We start from the raw sequence: 22180 nt of genomic DNA, 5'->3' as shown, positions 1-22180 counted from the left end.
AATAGAAACGAGAGGTAATGATATGGAAGAACGATCTCAACGCAGAAAAAAGAAAAAACGCCTCAGAAAATGGGTGAAATTTGTACTGGTTTTTGCCGCTTTCTTATTGGTGATTGCCGGTTCCGTCGGCGCCTACGCATTTGTGAAACTGAACAATGCGACCAAGGAAGCGCACGTCAGTCTTGACCGCGGCGACCAGTCCGTGAAACGGATTAAAGAATTTGATCCGAAGAAGGATTCTTTCACCGTATTGCTTTTAGGAATTGACGCCCGTGACAATAAGGGCGAATCAGTAGATGACGCAAGAAGTGACGCCAACGTGCTCGTCACCTTCAACCGGAAAAAGAAAACAGCGACAATGCTCAGCATTCCGCGGGATTCCTATGTCAACATCCCAGGTCACGGCTATGACAAATTCGCGCACGCACATGCTTACGGCGGTTATAATTTAACTTATAAAACAGTAGAAAACATGCTTGATATTCCGGTAGATTATGTGGTTGAGAGCAACTTCGACGCGTTCCGCGATGTCGTCAATGAATTGAACGGCGTTACGGTAAATGTAAAAAGCCAGAAAATTGCCGATCGTATTAAAGTCGATACAAAAGGAAAAGTCGTGCTGAAGCCGGGCGTTCAGACGCTTGACGGCGAGCAGGCACTGGCTTATGTAAGAACACGTAAAGCGGACACCGATCTGATGCGCGGACAAAGACAGATGGAAGTGCTGAGCGCCATTATTAAAAAATCTAAATCGTTAAGCTCGATCCCTTCTTATGACGATATCGTCGACAGCTTAGGGAAAAACTTAAAAATGAACTTATCTCTGAATGACGCCATCGGCCTGTTCCCGTTTATCACATCGCTGAAATCAGTGAATTCTTTACAGCTGACAGGTTCAGACAGCTATATTTACACTCCTCAATACGGCAAAAATATTTATTATTTCAAACTGAATGAGGAGAACCTTCAAGAAGTGAAAACGAAATTAAAAAAGGATTTAAACGAGTAAGATATCACGGCGGGGTTTCAGAATCCCCGCCGTTTTTCTGTTGAAAAATAGGGCATGAAGGTATAGCCTTTTAATTGACGGCTTTCTGCTGATTTCGCAAAAAGCTGAACATACTACAGGAAGCAGCTTTATTTTTAAGGAGGGCATCCATACATATGAAATTGATAGCCATTGACTTAGACGGCACATTACTGAACTCGGACAGTGTGATTTCTCCGGAAAACAGAGCGGCTTTACAAAGAGCGGATGAAGCGGGCGTTCTTGTGGCCATCTGCACCGGCAGAGCCACTTTTGATGTAAAATCACTCCTGGAAGATTTGGATATTCCGATCATTGCCGCAAACGGCGGGACGGTTCACGACAAAGGATACCGGCTCGTCAGCCGGCTCTTAATGGATCAGCAGGCCGGTAAGGATATCGCCGCTTATTTAACGGGAAAAGACATTTACTTCGAGGTTTATACAGATCATCACCTGCTGTCCCCGTTTGACGGCGAATCCAAATTGCAGGCAGAACTGGACATTCTGAAAAGCGCCAACCCAAAGGAAGATATTCAGACATTATGGGAGGGCGCAAAGACGCAGTTCAAACAATTCGGCATCAAACCCGTGCAGGATATACAGGCCATTTTTAACGGAGACGAACATATTTACAAGCTTCTTTGTTTCTCTTTTGATATGGAAAAACTGAAAAATGCCAAAGAAGAAATTACACACCATCCGAAACTATCCCAGACTTCTTCCGGAAAACACATCATCGAAATCCTCCCTGCCGGTTCCGGTAAAGGACGGGCCCTGACGGAGCTTGCCTCACTATACGGAATTGAAAAACAGGATATTTACGCCATCGGCGACAGCCCGAATGATTTCTCCATGTTTGAAGCAGCCGGAAACCGCATCGCCATGGGCAACGCGATTGATGAACTGAAGGAAAAAAGCACGTATATTACAAAAAGCAACGATGAAAACGGCGTTGCCCATTTCATCAACCGGCTTCTCGACAACGAACAATAAAAAATCCGTCCGTCAAAAGCCAGGTCTTTCACGACCTGGCTTTTTCATGTTTTCCAAAAATTAATTTCCAAAATTGAAAATAAATTGTAAAATAAAGAAAAAAGGAGCGTTATTATGTCGAATGCAATCGCTATTATTGGATTTTTGGCTTTTCTCTTCGCACTTGGATACGGAATATTCCATCTCATATGCAAAGCGGCAAAAAAAGAAAAACGTTTTTCAAAAAAGCTGTTTTGGCCCCTTCTCATCGTCGGATTTGTTCTGCTCCTGACAGGCGGTTCCTCGGCAGAGCCGGACACCTCAGCCGCGAAGGCAGAGGAGAAATACAGCACCCTTGATACGGCCTATCAAAAATTAACGAAAGAACATCAGTCGCTTGAGAAAAAATATGAAAGCATCAGTGCCGCGGCTGAAAAAGAGAAATCCGAAGCCGAAGCAGGCAATGAGAAAAAACTCAGCGAACTCAGCCAAGAAATAAACGAGCTGAAAAAAACAAATAAATCACTCAAACAAGACAATGAGAAATTAAAAAATTCACAAAAGAAACTCGAAAAGACCGCCAAAACGCTTCAATCAGAAAATAAAACATTAAAGCGGCAAAAAGAAGAAACAAAAACATCCGAGCACACGGAAACGGCGCAAAATACCGCCCCTTCCTCCGGCGGACATGCCGGGACGAAAGCAGCCGACACCTCACAGGGATGCGACATTAAAGGCAGCCGAAACGGCATTTATCACACGCCGGGAAGTACATACTACGATCGGACGACAGATCCAGTGGAAATGTTCTGTTCTGCAGAAGAAGCGGAAGCGGCCGGATTCAGAGCCCCGAAACGGTAAAAGAAAAAGACGTCAGAGACACTCTCTGACGTCTTTTTTTACGGGAGCCGGATGCTGCCCGCATATTTGTCCTTCCAATAAGCGCTTGTATTCATATTTGTGATGGTTACGCCTGCGGACACAGTGACATGAATCACTTGTCCGTTCCCGATGTAAATGGCCGGATTCAAGCTCTCCGCTTTAAAGAAGACCAGATCGCCGGGCTTCAGATCCTGTTTATCGACCGGAGCGCCCGCCTGCATCTGCTTGTCCGCGTAACGCGGCAGGCTGATTCCTTTTGCTTTTTGATAGACGTATTGAACAAATCCGGCTGTATCAAAGCCGGTTTCCGGTGAAACGCCGCCTTTCAGATAAGAAATTCCGATATGATCAGCCGCTGTTGACACAACGGGATTATCTTTAGAAATAGTCAGGTTGCTGAATCGGCGCACTCCTGTAAAATGCTTTTTCCAATAATCTTCCGCCAAATAAGAAATGGTGACTTTTTCGGAGCGGCTCGCTTGGATGAATCTTCCCTCTCCCGCATAAATGCCTGCATGGGAAATTCCTTTTTTATACGTGTCGCTGAAATAAATCACGTCCCCGGGCTTTATGTCGCTCAGTTTGATTTTCTCACCGACCAGCCACTGCTGCTCCGCAGATCTCGGCAGGTAAATGTGAAGCCTGTTTTCGAAAACATATTGGACAAGCCCTGAACAGTCGAATCCCGCTTCAGGCGTGCTGCCGCCGAATACATACGGAATGTCGAGATAACGGGCGGCCTCCTGAACGATCGGATTATCAGCCAGCTCCGGATCTTTTTTAATCCGTCTCGCGCCAAGATATAAATTCATCCAATAACTGCTTTTTTGAAAGCGCGTGATCGTCACGCCTTCTGACGGAGAACTGTGTATCATCTCTCCGTTTCCGATATAAAGACCGTCTTGGACGGGCGTGTTTTTTGTTGAATCCGACTTTTTGAAAAAAACAATATCTCCCGGTAAAAGGTCATTTTCTTTGACGGCAGCTCCGACTTTCCATTGATCATTGACCGTTCTCGGCAGATGGATGTTCTGTCTGCCGAAAAGATAATGGATCAATCCGGACGGATCAAAACCGTCCTCAGGCTCTTCGCCTCCGTAAACATATTTATTTCCGACAAGTTTTTGTGCGTCTGAAACGATCAGGACAGAAACTTGAGAATCCGCTTCAGCAATTTCCGTTCTCGTTACTGCAGGTGCCACAAGACAAATCATAAGGCCGGCAAGGATGTACTTCCTCCAGCTTGTGAGCATGTTTTTTGTTCACTCTCCTTATTTTTAGTAGTTTTTACATCGGTAACTTTTAACAAATGTTTAGGAGAGCACACAAAAAAAGAATGCCCGTTATGGGCATTCTTTACTGGATTCGGTGCAAACAATATGCCGGCAAGCGGAATCATGCGCTTATTTTGCGCCCGCTGTGTCCTCCTGCTGAATTTTTTGCATTTCCGTGTCAATTTTTTGTTTTTCCTGATCTGTGAGCTGATCATTGTATTTAAAAGCTGACATAAACATAAATACCATAATGATCGCGGCAAACGGCCATCCGGCTTTAATGATTTTCATTTGTTTTTCCCTCCGCTTTCTTTTTTAAGATATTGCTGTGGTCCACATCAAACGTTAACTTTCCGTCCTTGACGCTCCAATCGAAATTCGATTCTTTCGTCAGTTCACGTACGATCGTTTTATGATTGATGCTGCCTTTTTTAACCGGTGCAGGCGTCGCTTCATGAATGTTCATCGGCGTGACTTCAAAGCGTCCCGTGCCGTTTTTCTGCAAATGATATTGTACGAGCGCCGTATCTCTCGTTCTTGTCCATCCCTGGTCAAATACGAAGTTGCCCAGGCTGTAGAAAATAACGGTGCCGTGGTACATTTCGATCGGTTCAAGCACGTGCGGATGGTGTCCGACGATGATATCCGCTCCGGCATCTGACATTGCTCTTGCCAACTGGCGCTGTCTGTCATTCGGATCATTATCATATTCCTGTCCCCAGTGTGTTTGAACAATGACAAGATCGGCTTTCTTTTTGGCTTTGGAAATCATCGGAATGAACAGCTCAGGATCGGCCGGAAGCACACCCGGCGCATTTCGTTTAGCTGCAAAGCCTTTTCCGGAAACATCGGTGAATCCCAGTGTTGCGATTTTGATTCCGTTTACATCTTGATATGAAATGTTCTGCTCGGCCTCTTTAAGCGTCAGGCCCGCACCGACAAGTTCAAGGTTCTGCTTTGAAAATTCTTCAACTGTATCCCGCATTCCTTGAGGGCCGTAATCCATCGCATGGTTGTTAGCTGCCGTCAAAACGGTGAAATTCGTGTCCTTCAATACTTTTACGGCATCTTTGTCTGACTGAAGGTGAATATTTTTGTCTGCTTCTTTGTAGTTCTTTTTATATGTAACCGGGTTTTCAAAGTTTCCCGACACATAGTCAGATGCTTCAAAAAATGGCTTTGCGTAGCGGAAGACGCTTTCCGTTCCGTTATGCTTTGTCACTTTCTCCACATTCCGGCCCATCATAATATCTCCGACGAACGAGGCTGATACAAGGTCATCGGCATTTCTTTTCACACTCGGCGTCTCCGCCTTCCCTGTCAGGATGCAGATGAACATCAGGCAAAAGACGATCGGCAGTGCGATAAAAACGTGAAGATTGGTTTTCTTTTTCTGCTGTTTGGTCAGCTTCAGCAGTTTCTCTTGAAAGCTTAATTGTTTTTTCATCGTTTGACACACCTTACATTAGATTAAGTAGTAAGCAAACATAATGGCAAAAGTGGCGCCGCTTAAAAACAGCGTGCTGGCAAATGTAATCGTTAATCCCTGTTTCTGAATCGTGTTGGCGATCAGACCCGGTACAATGATACCGATTCCGCGGAATTCTGATATCTCAAACGGTACGATCGGGTAGAGAAAATCCAATGCGATTTTTAAGCAGATTCCCGTGATCAGCATAGCTGCGAATTTTCTGCGTCCGTATAAAATCATAAATCTGGATAAACCGTATTTGACGATCACGTATGTAAGAAGACTCACTAACAATACGAGTAAAATAAAGACCGGCTGGTTAAAAACGAGCCCTAAATAACCCGGTACAACTAAACCGGCAGGTACGATACCTGTTTTTTCCGCGAAAATTAAACTGATTAACACGCCTAAAATAAGTGAGATATATAAATCTGATCCGAACATTTATCCTTTTCCTCCTAGCTAACGAGCTGTTTCACCTTATACTCTTGGATTTTTTCAATTAATGGTTCCGCTGAACCGTGGATGTTGCCGACGCCATATATGACACGGTTTTGCATTCTTGTTTTCAGCACGTCCATGATTTCGTCTGTAGATTTGTATTCGAGATCGTGCAGGGTATCGGCAGGAATCTTGCCTTCTTCATAAGCTTTGACGATCGGTTCTGTCGTCTCTCCGATGAGAATGAGTTCCTTCGTTTTAATGTACGGAAGCACGTCATTGGCAAACTGAATCGTTCTGTCCACGCGGTCGGCGCGGCAGTTCATGATGACGATCGGTTCATCTGTCGGATAGCCGATTTCCTTTACACGTTTCCATATATTCAAAGTAGAAGATGCATCATTTGCGGCAAAGCCATTTACGAAATGACCGGGCTCTTTTGTGCTGAGCAGCGGCAGAATTCTCATGGCGCCTGGATCAGGCGGCGCATTCAGCATGCCTTTAAACGCCGTTTCTTCATCTATACCAAGAGCCTGGGCAACGCCGAGCGCAAGTGAAGCGTTATCAGGAAAGACCATATATTCGAATTTCCGCAGGTATTCATCAGTAATTTTAGAGTTATCCGCAATAATGACTTCGGTATTCCGCTCTGCGGCTTTTTCTTTAAAGAAATCTGTGTATTCACTGTCTGTAATCACAAGATGGCCGTTATAAGGAATCGTCGCAGTAAAAGCTTCAGCAATTTCATCAAGCGTCGGCCCCATAACGTCCATATGGTCTTCAAGCACATTCACGATGACGCCGATGTTGGCTTGAAGGAGTTCTTCCTGAAAGATAATCTGATAATCCGGGTTTACCGCCATACATTCACTGACAATGGCATTGGCGCCCCGTTCTACGGTTTCCTTCATTACTTCTTTTTGCTCGCCGATATTCGGGCCCTGCGGTTTCCGTTTGATCGGTTTTTCCTCAGGTGTATCCCAATAGATCATCCTTGCATCTGTTCCCGTCGTTTTTCCGACTGTTTTGTAGCCCGCCTCCATCAGTATTCCGGTCGTCAGCCTCGTTACGGTTGACTTTCCGCGGATACCATTAATATTGACGCGTACTGGCAGAGCATCGATATTCTTCTGATGCCGCCTTTTTTCAATGATTCCGATGATTAGTACGGCAGCACAGGCTATAATGAGTAACCACATTGATTTTTGACATCTCCTTCTGTATTGATAAATTCATTCATCAGTATATAGCTTCACTATGAATTCTCAATCGGCATTATGTAACATAATCTTCCCGCTTTCACTGAGCCAAACTTCTCTATTAGTGACGCTATTCTTCCTATTATTGAATTGCTTTTTTTGGGAATCGGCAGGACTTAGAACTTACTACAATTTTTTTCAGAAAAAATGAATGCGTTTACATTTTCCCTCGTCTATTTATTTGGACTAATAGAACTATTCGCGTTCCGGAAGAAAAAGATGTAATCATAATCCATCTTATCCAGCCTTTTATACCAGTGTTTTCCGCACTGCGCATACGTTTTCGGACTCTTTGTCCGCTGGATGCACACTTCCTGTTTTGTTAAGAATAAGGTCTTAAAGTCATTCATTTTTCCCCTGTATTCTGCTGTCAGTCCCATTCCAAAATAACTATTGAGATGTCTTGTACATGACAGAAACAGACGGGTCCGGAGTGTTTACAAGAAATATACATTTTATATGCGGAAAGCCTATCTGCTTTCGTTCCGTTTACAGGCCATTTCTCACTCTTTTGAAATAATTTTAATAAATCTTTAAATTCGTTCAAGAAAAGTTCATCCATAATTGTGGAGTTTATGGAAAAACAGCAAGCAGCATCAAGAAATTCCTCTAATTTATAAAATGCATAAAAAAGGAATGGATAATGATCCCCGCCGGCATCTGAAAGTAAAAATTCATTTAAAGCTGAATGCACGTGCCTTGGAATATATGAAAGACAAGCTGAATTCCTATGCGGCTATCGGCAAAATGAACAAACAAGCCTCAGCCAATCTGAACGAGCGGAGCAAGCATCTCAATTGGGCGTGAGATCTATCCTTTCATAGAGATTGTCCCTGATATCAAAGTGAACATCTCTCAAATCGGTATCGTGAATGAATAGAGGCTCCGGCCTCTTTTTTTTGTTGCCAAGCGAAAATATTCGTGATACTCTTTTTGTGTAAACGGTTACATAAATAGAGGAGGAGTGTTTGTTGGCAACGATTAAAGATGTCGCAGGCGCTGCCGGCGTCTCTGTTGCCACGGTCTCGCGTGTCCTCAATGACAACGGCTACGTGCATGAAGATACAAGAACGAAGGTCATGCTTGCCATGGAGAAGCTGAATTATTATCCGAATGAAGTTGCCCGCTCTCTTTATAAAAGAGAATCCAGACTGGTCGGACTTTTGCTTCCGGATATTACGAATCCCTTTTTCCCGCAGCTTGCCCGCGGCGCTGAAGACGAATTGCAGCGGGAGGGGTACCGGCTGATGATCGGCAACAGCGATGAGGAATTGGAAAAAGAGCTCGACTATCTGCAGACATTTAAACAAAATCAAGTTGCCGGAATTTTGGCGGCCACCAATTACCCCGATCTTCCCGAATACAGCGGGAGCCTTTACCCGGTCGTATTTCTGGACCGGGCAAAAGAAGGCGCTCCTTCCGTATTCAGTGACGGCCGGGCAGGCGGAAAACGGGCGGCTGAGGAAATGCTCCGCGGCAAAAGCGCAAGCATCACGCTCGTCAAAGGCCCCGGCCGCCTTCCGACCGCTCAGGAACGTTTTAACGGCGCACGTGACGTGCTGCAAAAAGCGGGCGCGCAGTTCAATGTCATCTCCGCCGCTTCATTTTCCATCAAGGATGCCGCCATGTTAGCGGAAGAATTGTTTGCCGCATTCCCGGAAACTGACGGCGTCATTGCCAGCAACGACATTGCGGCGGCGGCCGTCCTTCATGAGGCGCTGCGGCTCGGTAAAAAAGTTCCCGAGGAGATTCAGATCATCGGATACGACGATATTCCGCAGAGCAGTCTCTTGTTCCCGCCTCTTTCAACGATCCGCCAGCCTGCATATGAGATGGGAAAACGAGCGGCAAGCCTGCTGCTGCAATTAATAAAGAAAGAACCGCCGAAAGAGACGTCCATTCAAATGCCAGTCACATACATGGAAAGACAAACGACGAGAAAGGATGAGTACAAGTGAGTGAAATTTGTGTTATCGGAAGCTGTTCAATGGATCTTGTCGTCACATCCGAACGGCGTCCGAAAGCCGGAGAAACCGTGCTGGGCGCAGACTTTCAAACCGTGCCCGGAGGAAAAGGCGCTAATCAGGCCGTAGCCGCTTCCCGTCTGGGCGCTGACGTATATATGGTAGGGAAAGTAGGCAGGGACAGCTACGGAAAAGCGATTATTGAAAACCTGCAGGCAAACGGTGTCAATACGGACTATATGGAAACGATTACACATCAAAAAAGCGGAACGGCTCATATTGTGCTCGCAGAAGGAGATAACAGCATCGTCGTCGTAAAAGGCGCAAACGATGACATCTCTCCCGCTGATGCCAAAAGCGCGCTCGCGAAACTTCCCGGCATTGATATCGTGCTGATCCAGCAGGAGATCCCCCAAGAAACCGTTGAAGAAGTGTGCAGCTACTGCCGCGCGCATCAAATTCCGGTGATCCTTAATCCGGCGCCGGCCCGTCCGCTGAAACAATCAACGATTGAGGATGCCGCTTATCTTACGCCGAACGAACATGAAGCATCCATTTTATTTCCTGGCCGGACGAAAGAAGAGGCGCTAGCCGGCTATCCCGGCAAACTGTTTATTACCGAAGGGAAACAAGGCGTGCGGTATTCTGACGGCACTGCAGAGCGGCTCGTTCCCGCCTTCCCTGTGGAAGCGGTCGACACGACAGGAGCCGGTGATACTTTTAATGCGGCACTTGCCGTCGCACTCGCGGAAGGACAGGACATTGAACAAGCGCTTCTGTTTGCCAACCGCGCCGCCTCCCTATCCGTGCAGCATTTCGGCGCCCAGGGCGGCATGCCGGACAGAAAAGCAGTCGAGGAGTTGCTGTCATGAAGAAACACGGAATGTTAAACAGCCACATTGACAAAGTATTAGCCGATCTCGGGCATACAGACCTCATCGCGATCGCCGATGCGGGTCTCCCCGTCCCAGACGGTGTCCCTAAAATTGATTTGTCCTTAACGGCGGGCGTTCCCGCCTTTCGGGACGTGACCAGCCTGGTGGCCGGGGAGATGGAAGTCGAAAAGGTGATGGCTGCCTCCGAAATCAAAGACGCCAATCCTGAGAATGCAAGTTTTCTAGAGAGCCATTTCTCAGAGCGGACAATCGAGTACATGCCCCACGAAGAATTCAAACGGCTCACACAGAAAGCAAAAGCCGTCATCCGAACGGGTGAAATGACACCATACGCCAACTGCATCCTGCAGGCGGGAGTGATTTTCTAGAAGGAAGGGATCCAGCATGCACATCGGCATGACAGACATTCATAAAGCATTCGGGAAAAATCAAGTGCTCTCCGGCGTCACATTTGAGCTCCTGCCGGGAGAAATCCACGCTTTAATGGGAGAAAACGGAGCGGGTAAATCGACTTTAATGAATCTGCTCACCGGACTGCACCGCCTCGACAAGGGAAACATTACGATAAACGGAACAAATATGACCTTCTCAAATCCAAAAGAAGCCGAAAAGCACGGAATCGCCTTTATCCATCAGGAACTGAATATATGGCCGGACATGACGGTGCTTGAAAACCTGTTTATCGGCAAAGAGCTGACGACGGCGTTCGGTGTTTTGGAAACGAAGAAAATGAAAGCGCTAGCAAAATCACAGCTTGAAAAACTGGGAGTCTCTCTGCCTCTTGACCGGAAAGCCGGACAATGTTCCGTCGGCCAGCAGCAGATGATTGAGATTGCTAAAGCGCTGATGACAAACGCCGAAGTCATCATTATGGACGAACCGACCGCGGCGCTGACCGAACGGGAAATCAGCAAGCTGTTTGACGTAATGACGGCGTTAAAGCAAGACGGCGTTTCAATCGTCTATATATCGCACCGAATGGAAGAGATATTTTCAATTTGCGACCGGATCACCATTATGCGGGACGGTCTCACTGTCGATACGGCACATTTGAAAGATACTAATTTTGATGAAGTGGTCAAAAAAATGGTCGGCCGGGAGCTGACTGATCGGTATCCGACACGCACGCCGTCACTCGGCGATAAGGTGCTCGAAGTGAAAAACGCCTCAAAAAAAGGAAGCTTTTCACAGGTCAGTTTCCATGTGCGCGCCGGAGAAATCCTTGGTGTTTCCGGCTTAATGGGTGCCGGACGGACAGAAATCATGAGGGCGCTGTTTGGAATTGACCGGCTCGATTCCGGAGAGATCTGGATTTCCGGCCGAAAAATCGGCATCCGGGGTCCGGCTGATGCCATCCGCAAGGGACTCGGCCTGATTACAGAAAACCGGAAAGATGAAGGACTGCTTCTGGATACGTCCATTCGTGAAAACATCTCATTGCCGAACCTGACCAGTTTCTCTCCGAAAGGCATCATTGACCGAAAACGCGAGGCGGAGTTCGTCGAGCTGCTGATCAAGCGGCTGACCATTAAGACCGCGTCTCCGGAAATCGCCGCGCGTCATTTATCCGGAGGAAATCAGCAGAAAGTCGTCATCGCCAAATGGATCGGAATCGGCCCAAAAGTTCTCATCCTCGATGAACCGACAAGGGGCGTCGACGTAGGTGCGAAACGGGAGATCTATTCATTAATGAATGAGCTGACCGACCGCGGAGTCGCCATCATCATGGTTTCTTCCGAGCTGCCGGAAATTCTCGGCATGAGTGACAGAATCATCGTCGTCCATGAAGGACGCATCAATGGAGAAATCAATGCGGCCGGCGCAACACAAGAACACATCATGACACTTGCCACGGGAGGGCAGCAGAATGAAAACTGAACCAATGACATCAACTGAACAACAGCGTTTTTCCATTCATACCTTTACGCAAAAACTCGGTCCGTTTCTCGGCTTACTAATTCTTGTGCTGATCGTTTCCGTTTTAAACCCGAGTTTTCTTGAACCGCTCAATATTCTCAATCTTCTTCGGCAGGTTGCGATTAACGCGCTGATCGCTTTCGGAATGACGTTTGTCATTTTAACGGGAGGCATTGATCTCTCTGTCGGAGCCATCCTCGCCTTATCGAGCGCATTGGTCGCCGGTATGATGGTATCAGGCAGCGACCCGATCTTAGCCGTTATCATCGGCTGCGCGATCGGCGCCGTACTAGGCATGATGAACGGTTTATTAATCACAAAAGGAAAAATGGCTCCGTTTATCGCCACTTTGGCGACAATGACGGTCTTTCGCGGACTGACCCTCGTCTATACAGACGGAAATCCGATTACGGGACTCGGTACAAATTACGCGTTTCAATTATTCGGGCGCGGTTATTTTCTCGGCATCCCCGTACCCGCCATTACAATGCTGATTGCATTTGCGGCCCTATGGGTTCTTCTGCACAAAACACCGTTCGGCCGCCGGACATACGCCATCGGCGGCAATGAGAAAGCGGCGCTGATTTCCGGTATCAAAGTGCCCCGCATCAAGATCATGATCTATTCTCTGACAGGTTTATTATCGGCTCTGGCCGGAGCGATTCTAACATCACGCTTAAATTCCGCACAGCCGACGGCCGGGGAATCATACGAGCTGGACGCCATCGCAGCGGTTGTACTCGGCGGAACGAGCCTGTCCGGCGGACGGGGACGTATCATCGGTACGCTGATCGGGGTTTTGATTATCGGTACGCTGAACAACGGCTTGAACCTTCTCGGCGTATCGTCTTTTTATCAGCTCGTCGTCAAAGGAATCGTCATTTTAATCGCGGTGCTGCTGGACCGCAAAAAATCGGCATAGTAGGAGGAGCATTATGAAGAAGGCCATCATCGCGATTGCGGCATTATCACTGTTTTTACTGTCCGCCTGTTCACTTGAACCGCCCCAATGGGCAAAACCGTCAAATACCAAACATAAAAAAGAATTCACACTCGGACTTTCCGTCTCCACTTTGAACAACCCGTTCTTCGTTTCATTAAAAGACGGCGTGGTAAAAGAAGCCAAAAAACGGGGCATGAAGGTCATCGTTGTCGATGCCCAAAACGATTCATCAAAACAGTCGAATGACGTAGAAGACCTGATCCAGCAGGGAGTCGATGCGCTGCTGATCAATCCGACCGATTCATCAGCGATTTCAACCGCCGTCGAATCTGCAAATTCCCTCGGCATTCCCGTCATTGCGCTTGATCGTTCAGCCGAACACGGCAAAGTCGAAACGCTTGTCGCTTCTGACAATATCAAAGGAGGAGAAATGGCAGCCGGCTACCTCGCCGATCAGCTCGGAAAAGGCGCCAAAGTCGCGGAATTGCAGGGAGTTCCGGGCGCATCCGCAACCCGGGAACGCGGTACGGGCTTTCATCATATCGCCGACAAAAAGCTGAATGTCGTAACGAAGCAAGCGGCCGATTTTGACCGTACAAAAGGATTGACCGTCATGGAAAACCTGCTCCAAGGCCACCCTGACATCAAAGCCGTGTTCGCCCATAATGATGAAATGGCGCTCGGTGCGCTCGAAGCGATCAACAGCTCAGGCAAACACATTCTGGTTGTCGGTTTTGACGGAAATAAGGATGCGATTTCCTCCATTAAAAACGGGAAGCTGACAGCCACGGTCGCCCAGCAGCCGGAGCTGATCGGAAAACTGGCGGCGGAAGCGGCGGAACAGGTGCTGAAAGGAGAAAAAATCAAAAACACCATTTCCGCTCCATTGAAACTTCAAACGCAAAAGTAGCCGTCCGATGTTTAGACTTCCGGAAAAACGTGAAAAGAAGATGTAAAAGGAGAGATAGAGATGAAGAAAACAGCCAAAGCGGTATCCATCCTGACCCTTGCAGCGGGAATATCAGCGGCTTCAGCTGCCGGAATAACGCCTCTTCCTGAGACACACGCGCAAGAAGCGGTCAAGATTGACGATCTGTACAGCTATCCGCTTGACTCTTATCTCGTTTCCGCGGAAGCATTGAACGTCAGAACAAAAGCATCGGCTGTCAGCCCGAAAGCTGATGTCCTTCATTTAGGCGACAGCTTAAAAATCGTTTTATTCCAGAACGCAGACTGGGCAAAAGTTCATTATAAAAACGGAAAAACAGGATTTGTATCTACTCATTATATTGTTAAAGCAGCAACAACCGTAAAAACGACCGCAAAAACTAAAGTATTTACAGAAAACCGAGCAGTCAAAGCTTCCCTTGCTAAAAATACGAGCGTTTCTTTCTTAGGATGGAAAAAAACTGCCGGCGGCGGCATTGATTTTGGCTGGGCGCTTGTCGATTACGGCGGCGCAACTGGATACATCAGCACAAAAGATCTGCAAAAACTGACATAATTTCAAAAACGGATTTCGCACATTCACCGCGAAATCCGTTTTTTTCTTTCTGACAGTCAAAATTGTCGGGAATTCGAAATATTTCTCAGGAAATATTGTCACATAAAGACGAATGCATCCTGCATCAGCGGATCATTTTAAAATGATTTCTTTATGTAATCCGCCAGACTTCTCGCATTGTCACGAATATCTGCCGCACCCGCCCCATTTACACCGTACAGCGCAAAAGCCGGCAAATAGGTCATACCCGTAAAATTAGCCATTGCCTGAAACGGCCTTAAAAGCTCGCTCAATGTAAAGTGGTTGGAACCGCCTGCCTGATATGCATCCTCCCCGGCACCTACGGAAACAGCCAGCAGTAATTCTTTGCCGTGCAGCGCCTTGCCTTTGGAGCCGTAAGCCCAGCCGTACGACAGCACATGATCCATCCATGTTTTTAAAAGCGGAGGCGCACTATACCAGTACAGCGGAAATTGAAATACGATCCGGTCATACTGTTCACACAGCTGGCGTTCCTTTTCCGCATTGATTTTCCCGTCCGGATATTCTTTATAAAGCTCACGGACCGTAATGTCATCGTGATTTTTTAACTCTTCTGTCCACGCCTTATTGACCACTGAGTTTTCCATGTCAGGGTGAACCGCCAATACCAAAACTTTCACAGCTACCACACCTTTCCCTTTTGACTGTATTTTACCTAATCATTGCCGGTTCAGCCAAATAAAAAGAAAGCCCGGGAGAAAAACGGGCTTTCTTTTTTCATTTATTCAGGGCTTCCTTCGGTTGTTTCAATATCCTTCGCGAAATTCGGATTATCTAAATTCGCGTTGAAAAAGTCCGCCGTATTCGGAAGCTTGAGATTCATGTTCATTTTTTGAGAAATGGTCACTTTGCAATCTTTAATGATATAGTCAAACACATGTCCGCCGGAATTGCGGCCTTCATCAATGAAGTGCAGGTGATACCCGGAAACAGCGATGCCGTTTGCGTAGCCTGGCGTCCAGAAGCCGGCGATCGTTCCCTGAATGTCGTCAAAGTTGAACACAGGCTGTGTTTTCACCGCTTCGATCATCGGAACGTACGGTTTCTCCTGACGTTCTACCGTTCTCGTCTGCACCTTTTTAAATACACCGTCTAAACGGATCGCATAAAATAAGTTTTTACTAGGGAGAAGGCTTGCCATTTCCTGTTCGAATTCTTCACGGGTCATTTCGCCGTCGATCGTATGCGTCATATCCGGTGTAAAAAATGTGAATGAACAGAATGGTGAAAGGTCCCCGCCTTTCACAGGCGTAGCCGTTCCGTCGCCGCGCAGACGGTAAAATTGTCCGTCAAATCCGATTAATTCGCCGTCCAGTTTGTTGAAAGTGCCGATTCCGAAATCACCGAACTTCGGAATGTCAGCCATATCAAAATCTCCGTCATATACTCCGTCCAGCAGAGATGTCATTGTTGATACTTGATAGATCTGATCCTCAGGTGAGCCTTTTTCTCCGCGGCTCATCACTTGGATGTCGTTTGCATTTTTCATTCTCTTCACTCCTTTTAAATTAGGCTGTTTTAGAAAACAGGTCATGGTGCGCAGAGTGCTAGAGAGCTTTTGCTTTCATTCTTTCTTTGAATTGCTTCGGAAGCATGTCACTTGATAAATGAACGTTGTCACTGTAATCGACAGGAATGTCGATGATGACAGGGCCTTCTGTGTTCAAGCCTTTTTGCAGCACGTCTGCCAGCTGTTCCGGTGACTCGACACGCAAGCCGGTGGCGCCGAAGCTTTCTGCATATTTTACGATGTCAATGTTTCCGAAATCTACGCATGATGTACGGTTGTATTTTTTCATTTGCTGGAATGCGACCATATCATATGTGCTGTCATTCCATACAAGGTGAACGATCGGCGCTTTTAAGCGGACTGCCGTTTCCAGTTCCATTGCGGAGAACAGGAATCCTCCGTCTCCTGAAACGGATACGACTTTTTCACCCGGATTCACCAATGTGGCGGCAATCGCCCAAGGAAGCGCTACGCCCAATGTCTGCATGCCGTTGCTGATCATCAGCTTCAGCGGCTCATAAGCGCGGAAGTAGCGGGACATCCAGATCGCGTGAGAACCGATGTCACAAGTAACGGTCACATCGTCAGCAATTGCGCTGCGAAGTTCTTGGACGATTTGCAGAGGATGCACTCTGTCGGATTTATGATCGCTTGGCGCCTTCTCGCTGTCTGTCAGCATTTGTTTTAATTCGCTCAGCACTTCTTGTTCACGGCTGCCCATATCGAATGTCACCGCATCGTGCTCGATTTGTTTAACCGTTGCGGCGATATCCCCTAATAACTCTAATTCCGGCTGATAGGCATGATCGATATCGGCCTGAATTTCGTCAAGATGGATAATAGCACGGTCGCCGTTTACGTTCCAGAACTTCGGATCGTATTCAATCGGATCATAACCGATCGTTAATACGACATCCGCCTGTTCAAGCAGAAGATCGCCAGGCTGGTTGCGGAACAGTCCGATCCGGCCGAAATATTGGTCTTCAAGCTCTCTGGACAATGTGCCGGCCCCTTGGTACGTTTCAACGAAAGGCAGTTTTGTTTTGGCAAGCAGTTTGCGGATTTGTTTTACCGCTTCCGGTCTTCCGCCTTTCATGCCGACTAACAGAACGGGAAGTTTCGCCGTCTGGATTTTGGCGATAGCCGCGCTGACCGCTGATTCCGGTGCAGGGCCTTGTTTCGGCGTCGGCACGCTGCGTACGTTTTTAACATTTGTGATTTCATTCACAACATCCTGCGGAAAGCTCACAAAAGCCGCGCCTGCCTGACCTGCTGACGCTGCCCTGAAGGCGTTTGTTACCGCTTCTGGTATATTCCCTGTTTCCTGTACTTCTACACTGTATTTTGTGATCGGCTGAAATAGTGCCGCATTGTCTAATGATTGGTGTGTCCGTTTTAACCGGTCCGCGCGAATCACGTTTCCCGCCAGTGCCACTACCGGATCACCTTCTGTATTAGCCGTTAACAAGCCGGTCGCTAAGTTGGATGCCCCCGGGCCTGAAGTAACGAGACAAACGCCAGGTTTTCCTGTCAGTCTTCCGACAGCCGCTGCCATAAACGCAGCGTTCTGTTCGTGACGGCATAAAACCAGTTCAGGTCCTTTATCTTTTAACGCATCAAATACTGCATCAATTTTTGCACCCGGAATGCCAAAAACATGTGTGACACCTTGCTCCACTAAGCAATCAACAACAAGCTCCGCCCCGCGATTTTTTCCAGAGGTTCTCAGTTCATTTGTTGCTTTTGCCAACACCCTCACTCCTTATTATGCATATTAAATATAAAATTTTAAGTAATTTGTGATATTATTCACTATACACCCTTTGGAAATTGACCTCCAATATCAATTCGCCGTATGATTAATATGTTTCACGAATAATTAACAAAGGGAAAGGAATGGATAAGGATGGAGCTTCGCCATCTTCAATACTTTATTGCCGTTGCTGAAGAACTTCATTTCGGCAAAGCCGCGCTTCGGTTAAATATGACACAGCCGCCTCTCAGCCAGCAGATCAAACAGCTTGAGAAAGAAGTCGGCGTGACTTTATTAAAGCGCACGAAACGGGTTGTAGAGCTTTCTGCTGCCGGAGAAAGTTTTTTGAAACACAGCAGAAACGCGATCGAACAAATAGAAAAAGCGATTGAAATGGCGCAGAGGACAGCGCGGGGAGAGCTCGGCCGGCTTGTCGTCGGTTTTGTCGGCTCAGCCACATATGAATTTCTGCCGCCGATCATTCGGGAATTCCGCGAAAAATTCCCCTCCGTCAAGCTTGATCTGCGTGAAATCTCTTCTTTCAGACAGCAGGAAGAGCTTCTGAAAGGCAACATTGATATCGGCATCCTTCATCCGCCTTTACAGCATTCGGCTTTACATATGGAAAAGGTGCAGAGCAGTCCTTGCATTCTGGCCTTGCCGAAGCAGCACCCGCTTACCGCCAAAGAGACAATCGACATTCAGGATTTAGAAAATGAACCGATTATCACACTGGCGAAAGAAACATGGCCTACTTTATACCTGGAATTTGTAAACTATTGCGAGCAGGCGGGCTTTAAACCGAAAATTGTTCAGGAAGCGACGGAGTATCAAATGGTGATCGGATTGGTAAGCGCCGGAATCGGTGTAACCTTCGTGCCTTCTTCAGCTAAAAAACTGTTTAATCTCGAAGTCGCCTATCGCGACATCAATCAGGTTCAGCTTACCGCCGATTGGGTCATCGCCTACCGCAAGGACAACCAAAACCCGATCCTGAAACATTTCTTGGAGATTATCAATAAACGCCAGGCTTTATTGCAGGCGGATAAGGAAAAAGTATAAAAAAGAGGACGCCGAGAAGCAGCCTCTTTTTTTGTGTGCTTTAATGGAATTTTACTAAATTAGTAGAAACGCTCAGTACACCTTTCGGCCTGTACTCGTATACATACAGTACAACTGATCAGGAGGGATAAAAATAACGGGGCGGCAATGACCCATCCAAAAAGGAGGCAGAACATATTACACATATTAGCGTCATATTGACCCTGATTTCTTTCTTTGTGACCATTATTCTTATTTTTTGGAGACCCCGGGGATTAAATGAAGCCGTTCCGGCATCGCTGGGCGCCATTTTCGTTTTGTTATGCGGAACCGTTTCCTTTCATGATTTAGGAGATATAGGGTCTAAAGTCACCGGAGCATCGATCACCATTATTTCCACAATGATTATGGCGATCGCGCTCGAAAGCTTCGGTTTTTTTAATTGGGCGGCAGCCAAGCTGCTCCATCGCGCCAGAGGATCAGGCATCCGGCTGTTTTGGCTGACCAACCTGCTTTGTTTTTCAATGACGCTCTTTCTGAATAATGACGGCAGCGTCTTAATCACCACTCCTATTTTACTGTTGGTATTAAAGTATCTCGGACTTAAAAAACATCATAAAACGCCCTATTTAATCAGCGGCGTCTTAATTGCGACGGCGGCAAGCACTCCTATCGGCGTCAGTAATATCGTCAATTTAATTTCTCTCAAAATGATAGGCATGGACCTTTATTTGTACACCAATATGATGTTTATCCCCGGCACGCTGGGGCTCGTCTTTATGGCCTTTCTGCTGTTTGCTGTTTTTTACCGCCGCTTGCCGAAACAGCTCCCCGATATTCCGGTTCATTTTGATTCACTGGAACACAAAAGATATCATCCGCTTCAGCCTCCGCCAGATCAGGCCCAAAACAGCCGTACGAAAATCATGTTTTGTGTTTTAGCGTTTGTATTGTTAGTGCGGGTCAGTCTGTTTGCCGCTTCATACAGCGGCATATCCGTTTCACTTGTGGCAGTCATCAGTTCAGTCATCCTGCTTGCCTGGAGATGGTTTCATTTAAAAATCGGCCCGGCAGACTTATTAAGGAAAGCGCCCTGGCATATCTTTGTTTTTGCCTTCACGATGTACATTATCATCTACGGACTGCATAATATCGGACTGACCGCATGGCTTGTTCAGTATATTGAGCCTTATGTCTCACAGAGCATTGCCCACGCGGCTTCTATTATGGGTATTGCTACATCCGTCCTCTCTAATTTGTTTAATAACCATCCTGCCCTAATGATCAGCACCTTGACATTAACTGAAATGTCAATTGACCCATTAACCGTAAAAATCATTTATTTAGCTAATATTATCGGCAGTGATATCGGATCATTGCTTCTGCCGATCGGGACATTAGCCACGCTGATCTGGATGCATATCATCAGACAGCACGGCGAAAAAGTCTCTTGGTCAGAATATATCAAAACGACCATTGTCGTTGTCCCTCTCACCGTTGTATTTACCATTACCGTTTTATATGTTTGGATCAGCTGGATCTATCTTTAGCTCCGATGAAAAAAACTGCCTGCTGTATAAGAGAGGCAGTTTTATTATTTATGGGAGGTGCATGGTTTTTAAATGATTCAATTTCCAAAAGACCGTATCTCCGTCCGCATTGGTCAATTCAAGAATGTTATCTGAGACGTCCTGTAACAGCCCCACTTTATTCGGTATATCTCCTAAATCCAGAATAATCAATTTGCCGGTATATTTTTTTAATTGCTCCTCAAAATTCCGGACAAGGGGCACACTGGCAGGAACGACCGGCAGTTCTGAGCTGTTTAATGTATACGGCGTCTGCTCATCGGAATATGGTGTCAGCCATTTTAAATGATGCATTGAGATGAAAAGCGTCTTATAAACCGGAGAGAAGAAAACAAAATAATCGTTTAAAACACTTGTTACATACCCATGAATGGACCGGTCTCCCGTAACGAATATTTCTGTAAATCTGCCTTTTATATGCTGGAGGGTATTCCGGTAAGAAAATGAATGTTCCTGTTTTTCAGGATGCGGACTTTCTTCTCTTGTGTGCGGCCCTTTACTCTCATCGTCCGGCACAGTCAAAGTCATCCGCTGCAGATGCAGCAGCGGGATATAAAGAAAAGTCCGGCCGTCATGGATCACAATGATATCATGACCGATATCCAAAAGAGTTCCTGAAAATGTAGTATTTCCCGATATCTCAATATCGACTTGTTTATCCAGAAATCTGCTTAACCCAGCCATTTCATTCCCCCCTCTCCCGCGTTTACGGACAATCTTTCCGGTCATTTACGGCCGCGTTTCCACCGGTAATCTATTGTCCTTAATACAGTGGCGTAGCTATAAGAGTTCTCTTCCTCCCGTTTTGAGGATCGAACGGATCTTGATGATCTTTTCGACTTTTTAGAGGAAGTACGCTGCTCTTCGCGTGATTCTTCTTCAGCGGACTCTTTCTCACCTTTATTCTCGTCGTCTTTATTCTCCTCTTTTTTAGCCGCTCCTTTTGCCCCTGCGCTGATGCTCTTGATATGAAAAGGATAGATCCGCAGCACTTCTTTATCTTTCACAAGAGTATAGTGGCCGTCAGAATTATCCACAAGTATACCTTCAACGGCTTCAGGACCTCCGCGGTTGATGGAAACCCATTTGTGGATCAGGCGTTTAAATATGCCGTGAAAATCATCAGCCATTTCAAATTCCGGGCGCTCCTCCTCTTGGCCGTCCTCTTCTTGTTCGGCGCTGATGCTTTTGACATGGTCGGCATTAAAATAGACGATTCCGTCATCTTCCGTTTCCAGCACGAGAAAATCATCCCCTGTTTCGTGAAGCTTTCCTCTTTTCGATTCCGGACCTCCCTGATTCAATTGCACCGTGCGATTGGTCATCCTGCTGATCAGGTCTTGAAAATCATCAGCTCTCTCGCATTCTGCCGGCTCAACCGGCGATAAGGTCTCACTCGTATTTTCCGTAACGCTTTTCACGTGCTTCCATTGATAGTAAACGATTTTATTATCAACCTGAAGAGCGATATAATCCGATTGAATGTCTGCCAATCTTCCTGTCTTGGACTCCGGGCCTCCCCGATAGACTGTAATCACTTTTCCTTCCATCGCATGCAGAAAGTTGTCATCAGACCGATGCCGATTCGTATTGCGTTTCATCTATTGTCCTCCTAGTCATATTTCTCATTAATGTCAAACATAATGCATATATACGTATCACGATTCTTTTCGGGAACTGGTTCACCAGCCTA

General features: G+C 46.6%; 23 protein-coding genes. 13 read left to right on the top strand and 10 right to left on the bottom strand.

What is annotated here, in order from left to right:
• Positions 1-22: 22 nt before the first annotated feature.
• The 3 genes from ACH32G_RS07280 (at position 23) to ACH32G_RS07270 (ending at position 2862) form a co-directional block, all read left to right on the top strand.
• The gene (locus ACH32G_RS07280; protein WP_045926551.1) at positions 23-1009 is read left to right on the top strand and encodes an LCP family protein; all 987 of its coding nucleotides are present in this window, start codon (positions 23-25) and stop codon (positions 1007-1009) included.
• Between the two features lie 155 nt (positions 1010-1164).
• Positions 1165-2022 (top strand): Cof-type HAD-IIB family hydrolase, encoded by an 858-nt coding sequence (locus ACH32G_RS07275; RefSeq protein ID WP_016937736.1) that lies wholly within the window; start codon positions 1165-1167, stop codon positions 2020-2022.
• A 114-nt stretch (positions 2023-2136) separates the two neighbouring features.
• The gene (locus ACH32G_RS07270) at positions 2137-2862 is read left to right on the top strand and encodes a sunset domain-containing protein (RefSeq protein ID WP_448814154.1); all 726 of its coding nucleotides are present in this window, start codon (positions 2137-2139) and stop codon (positions 2860-2862) included.
• A 38-nt stretch (positions 2863-2900) separates the two neighbouring features.
• Here the strand turns inward: ACH32G_RS07270 and ACH32G_RS07265 are convergent, their stop codons facing one another.
• From ACH32G_RS07265 to pgsB, 5 genes are all read right to left on the bottom strand, one after another.
• Positions 2901-4136 (bottom strand): C40 family peptidase, encoded by a 1236-nt coding sequence (locus ACH32G_RS07265; protein WP_448814153.1) that lies wholly within the window; start codon positions 4134-4136, stop codon positions 2901-2903.
• 150 nt (positions 4137-4286) lie between these two features.
• Positions 4287-4448, bottom strand: coding sequence for a hypothetical protein (locus ACH32G_RS07260; RefSeq protein ID WP_003151344.1), 162 nt, complete (start codon positions 4446-4448; stop codon positions 4287-4289).
• Positions 4435-5604 (bottom strand): CapA family protein, encoded by a 1170-nt coding sequence (locus ACH32G_RS07255; RefSeq protein WP_049627527.1) that lies wholly within the window; start codon positions 5602-5604, stop codon positions 4435-4437. Before ACH32G_RS07255 ends, ACH32G_RS07260 begins: the two co-directional genes overlap by 14 nt.
• 18 nt (positions 5605-5622) lie before the next feature.
• Positions 5623-6072: a poly-gamma-glutamate biosynthesis protein PgsC gene (gene pgsC / locus ACH32G_RS07250; RefSeq protein WP_003151340.1), complete on the bottom strand. Its 450-nt coding sequence runs from the start codon at positions 6070-6072 to the stop codon at positions 5623-5625.
• Positions 6073-6086: 14 nt separating this feature from the next.
• On the bottom strand, positions 6087-7268 hold the full coding sequence (gene pgsB, locus ACH32G_RS07245) for a poly-gamma-glutamate synthase PgsB (protein ID WP_016937732.1): 1182 nt from the start codon (positions 7266-7268) through the stop codon (positions 6087-6089).
• Between the two features lie 624 nt (positions 7269-7892).
• Between pgsB and ACH32G_RS07240 the strand changes: the two genes are divergently transcribed.
• The 8 genes from ACH32G_RS07240 (at position 7893) to ACH32G_RS07205 (ending at position 14552) form a co-directional block, all read left to right on the top strand.
• A complete protein-coding gene (locus ACH32G_RS07240) occupies positions 7893-8135 on the top strand; it encodes a hypothetical protein (protein ID WP_016937730.1) in 243 nt (80 codons plus the stop codon).
• A gap of 164 nt (positions 8136-8299) precedes the next feature.
• A complete protein-coding gene (locus tag ACH32G_RS07235) occupies positions 8300-9286 on the top strand; it encodes a LacI family DNA-binding transcriptional regulator (protein ID WP_188154372.1) in 987 nt (328 codons plus the stop codon).
• Positions 9283-10164 (top strand): ribokinase, encoded by an 882-nt coding sequence (gene rbsK / locus ACH32G_RS07230; RefSeq protein ID WP_095241225.1) that lies wholly within the window; start codon positions 9283-9285, stop codon positions 10162-10164. The genes ACH32G_RS07235 and rbsK overlap by 4 nt, the downstream gene beginning before the upstream one ends.
• Complete coding sequence (gene rbsD / locus ACH32G_RS07225; RefSeq protein WP_188154371.1) at positions 10161-10556, top strand: D-ribose pyranase; 396 nt, start codon at positions 10161-10163, stop codon at positions 10554-10556. Before rbsK ends, rbsD begins: the two co-directional genes overlap by 4 nt.
• Positions 10557-10572: 16 nt before the next feature.
• Positions 10573-12066 (top strand): sugar ABC transporter ATP-binding protein, encoded by a 1494-nt coding sequence (locus tag ACH32G_RS07220; RefSeq protein ID WP_188154370.1) that lies wholly within the window; start codon positions 10573-10575, stop codon positions 12064-12066.
• Positions 12056-13027: a ribose ABC transporter permease RbsC gene (rbsC, locus tag ACH32G_RS07215; protein ID WP_188154369.1), complete on the top strand. Its 972-nt coding sequence runs from the start codon at positions 12056-12058 to the stop codon at positions 13025-13027. The genes ACH32G_RS07220 and rbsC overlap by 11 nt, the downstream gene beginning before the upstream one ends.
• A gap of 13 nt (positions 13028-13040) precedes the next feature.
• Positions 13041-13958 carry a ribose ABC transporter substrate-binding protein RbsB gene (rbsB, locus tag ACH32G_RS07210; RefSeq protein ID WP_188154368.1) on the top strand — a complete coding sequence of 306 codons (918 nt, stop codon included), beginning with the start codon at positions 13041-13043 and terminating at the stop codon, positions 13956-13958.
• 60 nt (positions 13959-14018) lie between these two features.
• Entirely contained in the window at positions 14019-14552 is a 534-nt protein-coding gene (locus ACH32G_RS07205) for an SH3 domain-containing protein (RefSeq protein ID WP_448814152.1), read from the top strand.
• Between the two features lie 137 nt (positions 14553-14689).
• Here ACH32G_RS07205 and ACH32G_RS07200 read toward each other — a convergent pair whose 3' ends face one another.
• The 3 genes from ACH32G_RS07200 to alsS form a co-directional block, all read right to left on the bottom strand.
• Positions 14690-15214: an NAD(P)H-dependent oxidoreductase gene (locus tag ACH32G_RS07200; RefSeq protein WP_049627536.1), complete on the bottom strand. Its 525-nt coding sequence runs from the start codon at positions 15212-15214 to the stop codon at positions 14690-14692.
• A gap of 101 nt (positions 15215-15315) precedes the next feature.
• A complete protein-coding gene (gene budA / locus ACH32G_RS07195) occupies positions 15316-16083 on the bottom strand; it encodes an acetolactate decarboxylase (RefSeq protein WP_016937721.1) in 768 nt (255 codons plus the stop codon).
• Between the two features lie 58 nt (positions 16084-16141).
• The gene (gene alsS, locus ACH32G_RS07190) at positions 16142-17854 is read right to left on the bottom strand and encodes an acetolactate synthase AlsS (protein WP_045926539.1); all 1713 of its coding nucleotides are present in this window, start codon (positions 17852-17854) and stop codon (positions 16142-16144) included.
• A gap of 156 nt (positions 17855-18010) precedes the next feature.
• Between alsS and alsR the strand changes: the two genes are divergently transcribed.
• Both alsR and ACH32G_RS07180 read left to right on the top strand, forming a co-directional pair.
• Positions 18011-18919: an acetoin biosynthesis transcriptional regulator AlsR gene (gene alsR / locus ACH32G_RS07185; RefSeq protein ID WP_016937719.1), complete on the top strand. Its 909-nt coding sequence runs from the start codon at positions 18011-18013 to the stop codon at positions 18917-18919.
• 197 nt (positions 18920-19116) lie between these two features.
• Complete coding sequence (locus ACH32G_RS07180; RefSeq protein ID WP_448814151.1) at positions 19117-20448, top strand: arsenic transporter; 1332 nt, start codon at positions 19117-19119, stop codon at positions 20446-20448.
• Positions 20449-20496: 48 nt separating this feature from the next.
• Here the strand turns inward: ACH32G_RS07180 and ACH32G_RS07175 are convergent, their stop codons facing one another.
• The gene (locus tag ACH32G_RS07175) at positions 20497-21171 is read right to left on the bottom strand and encodes a hypothetical protein (RefSeq protein ID WP_016937717.1); all 675 of its coding nucleotides are present in this window, start codon (positions 21169-21171) and stop codon (positions 20497-20499) included.
• 41 nt (positions 21172-21212) lie between these two features.
• Positions 21213-22088 (bottom strand): spore coat protein, encoded by an 876-nt coding sequence (locus ACH32G_RS07170; RefSeq protein ID WP_448814150.1) that lies wholly within the window; start codon positions 22086-22088, stop codon positions 21213-21215.
• Positions 22089-22180 lie beyond the last annotated feature (92 nt).

This window comes from Bacillus sp. CIS52, assembly GCF_053545315.1.
The sequence above is the reverse complement of the archived record's forward strand: the minus strand, read 5'-3'. Positions and strand labels throughout refer to the sequence as shown.

What these genes read in the sequence shown, in the direction of transcription:
- ACH32G_RS07275 (WP_016937736.1), top strand. Translation starts at nt 1,165, where the DNA reads ATGAAATTGATAGCCATTGACTTAGACGGCACATTACTGAACTCGGAC.
- ACH32G_RS07270 (WP_448814154.1), top strand. Translation starts at nt 2,137, where the DNA reads ATGTCGAATGCAATCGCTATTATTGGATTTTTGGCTTTTCTCTTCGCA.
- rbsB (WP_188154368.1), top strand. Translation starts at nt 13,041, where the DNA reads ATGAAGAAGGCCATCATCGCGATTGCGGCATTATCACTGTTTTTACTG.
- ACH32G_RS07220 (WP_188154370.1), top strand. Translation starts at nt 10,573, where the DNA reads ATGCACATCGGCATGACAGACATTCATAAAGCATTCGGGAAAAATCAA.
- ACH32G_RS07265 (WP_448814153.1), bottom strand. Translation starts at nt 4,136, where the DNA reads ATGCTCACAAGCTGGAGGAAGTACATCCTTGCCGGCCTTATGATTTGT.
- rbsC (WP_188154369.1), top strand. Translation starts at nt 12,056, where the DNA reads ATGAAAACTGAACCAATGACATCAACTGAACAACAGCGTTTTTCCATT.
- ACH32G_RS07170 (WP_448814150.1), bottom strand. Translation starts at nt 22,088, where the DNA reads ATGAAACGCAATACGAATCGGCATCGGTCTGATGACAACTTTCTGCAT.
- ACH32G_RS07175 (WP_016937717.1), bottom strand. Translation starts at nt 21,171, where the DNA reads ATGGCTGGGTTAAGCAGATTTCTGGATAAACAAGTCGATATTGAGATA.
- rbsD (WP_188154371.1), top strand. Translation starts at nt 10,161, where the DNA reads ATGAAGAAACACGGAATGTTAAACAGCCACATTGACAAAGTATTAGCC.
- ACH32G_RS07255 (WP_049627527.1), bottom strand. Translation starts at nt 5,604, where the DNA reads ATGAAAAAACAATTAAGCTTTCAAGAGAAACTGCTGAAGCTGACCAAA.
- pgsC (WP_003151340.1), bottom strand. Translation starts at nt 6,072, where the DNA reads ATGTTCGGATCAGATTTATATATCTCACTTATTTTAGGCGTGTTAATC.
- ACH32G_RS07205 (WP_448814152.1), top strand. Translation starts at nt 14,019, where the DNA reads ATGAAGAAAACAGCCAAAGCGGTATCCATCCTGACCCTTGCAGCGGGA.
- ACH32G_RS07260 (WP_003151344.1), bottom strand. Translation starts at nt 4,448, where the DNA reads ATGAAAATCATTAAAGCCGGATGGCCGTTTGCCGCGATCATTATGGTA.
- alsR (WP_016937719.1), top strand. Translation starts at nt 18,011, where the DNA reads ATGGAGCTTCGCCATCTTCAATACTTTATTGCCGTTGCTGAAGAACTT.
- pgsB (WP_016937732.1), bottom strand. Translation starts at nt 7,268, where the DNA reads ATGTGGTTACTCATTATAGCCTGTGCTGCCGTACTAATCATCGGAATC.
- budA (WP_016937721.1), bottom strand. Translation starts at nt 16,083, where the DNA reads ATGAAAAATGCAAACGACATCCAAGTGATGAGCCGCGGAGAAAAAGGC.
- ACH32G_RS07280 (WP_045926551.1), top strand. Translation starts at nt 23, where the DNA reads ATGGAAGAACGATCTCAACGCAGAAAAAAGAAAAAACGCCTCAGAAAA.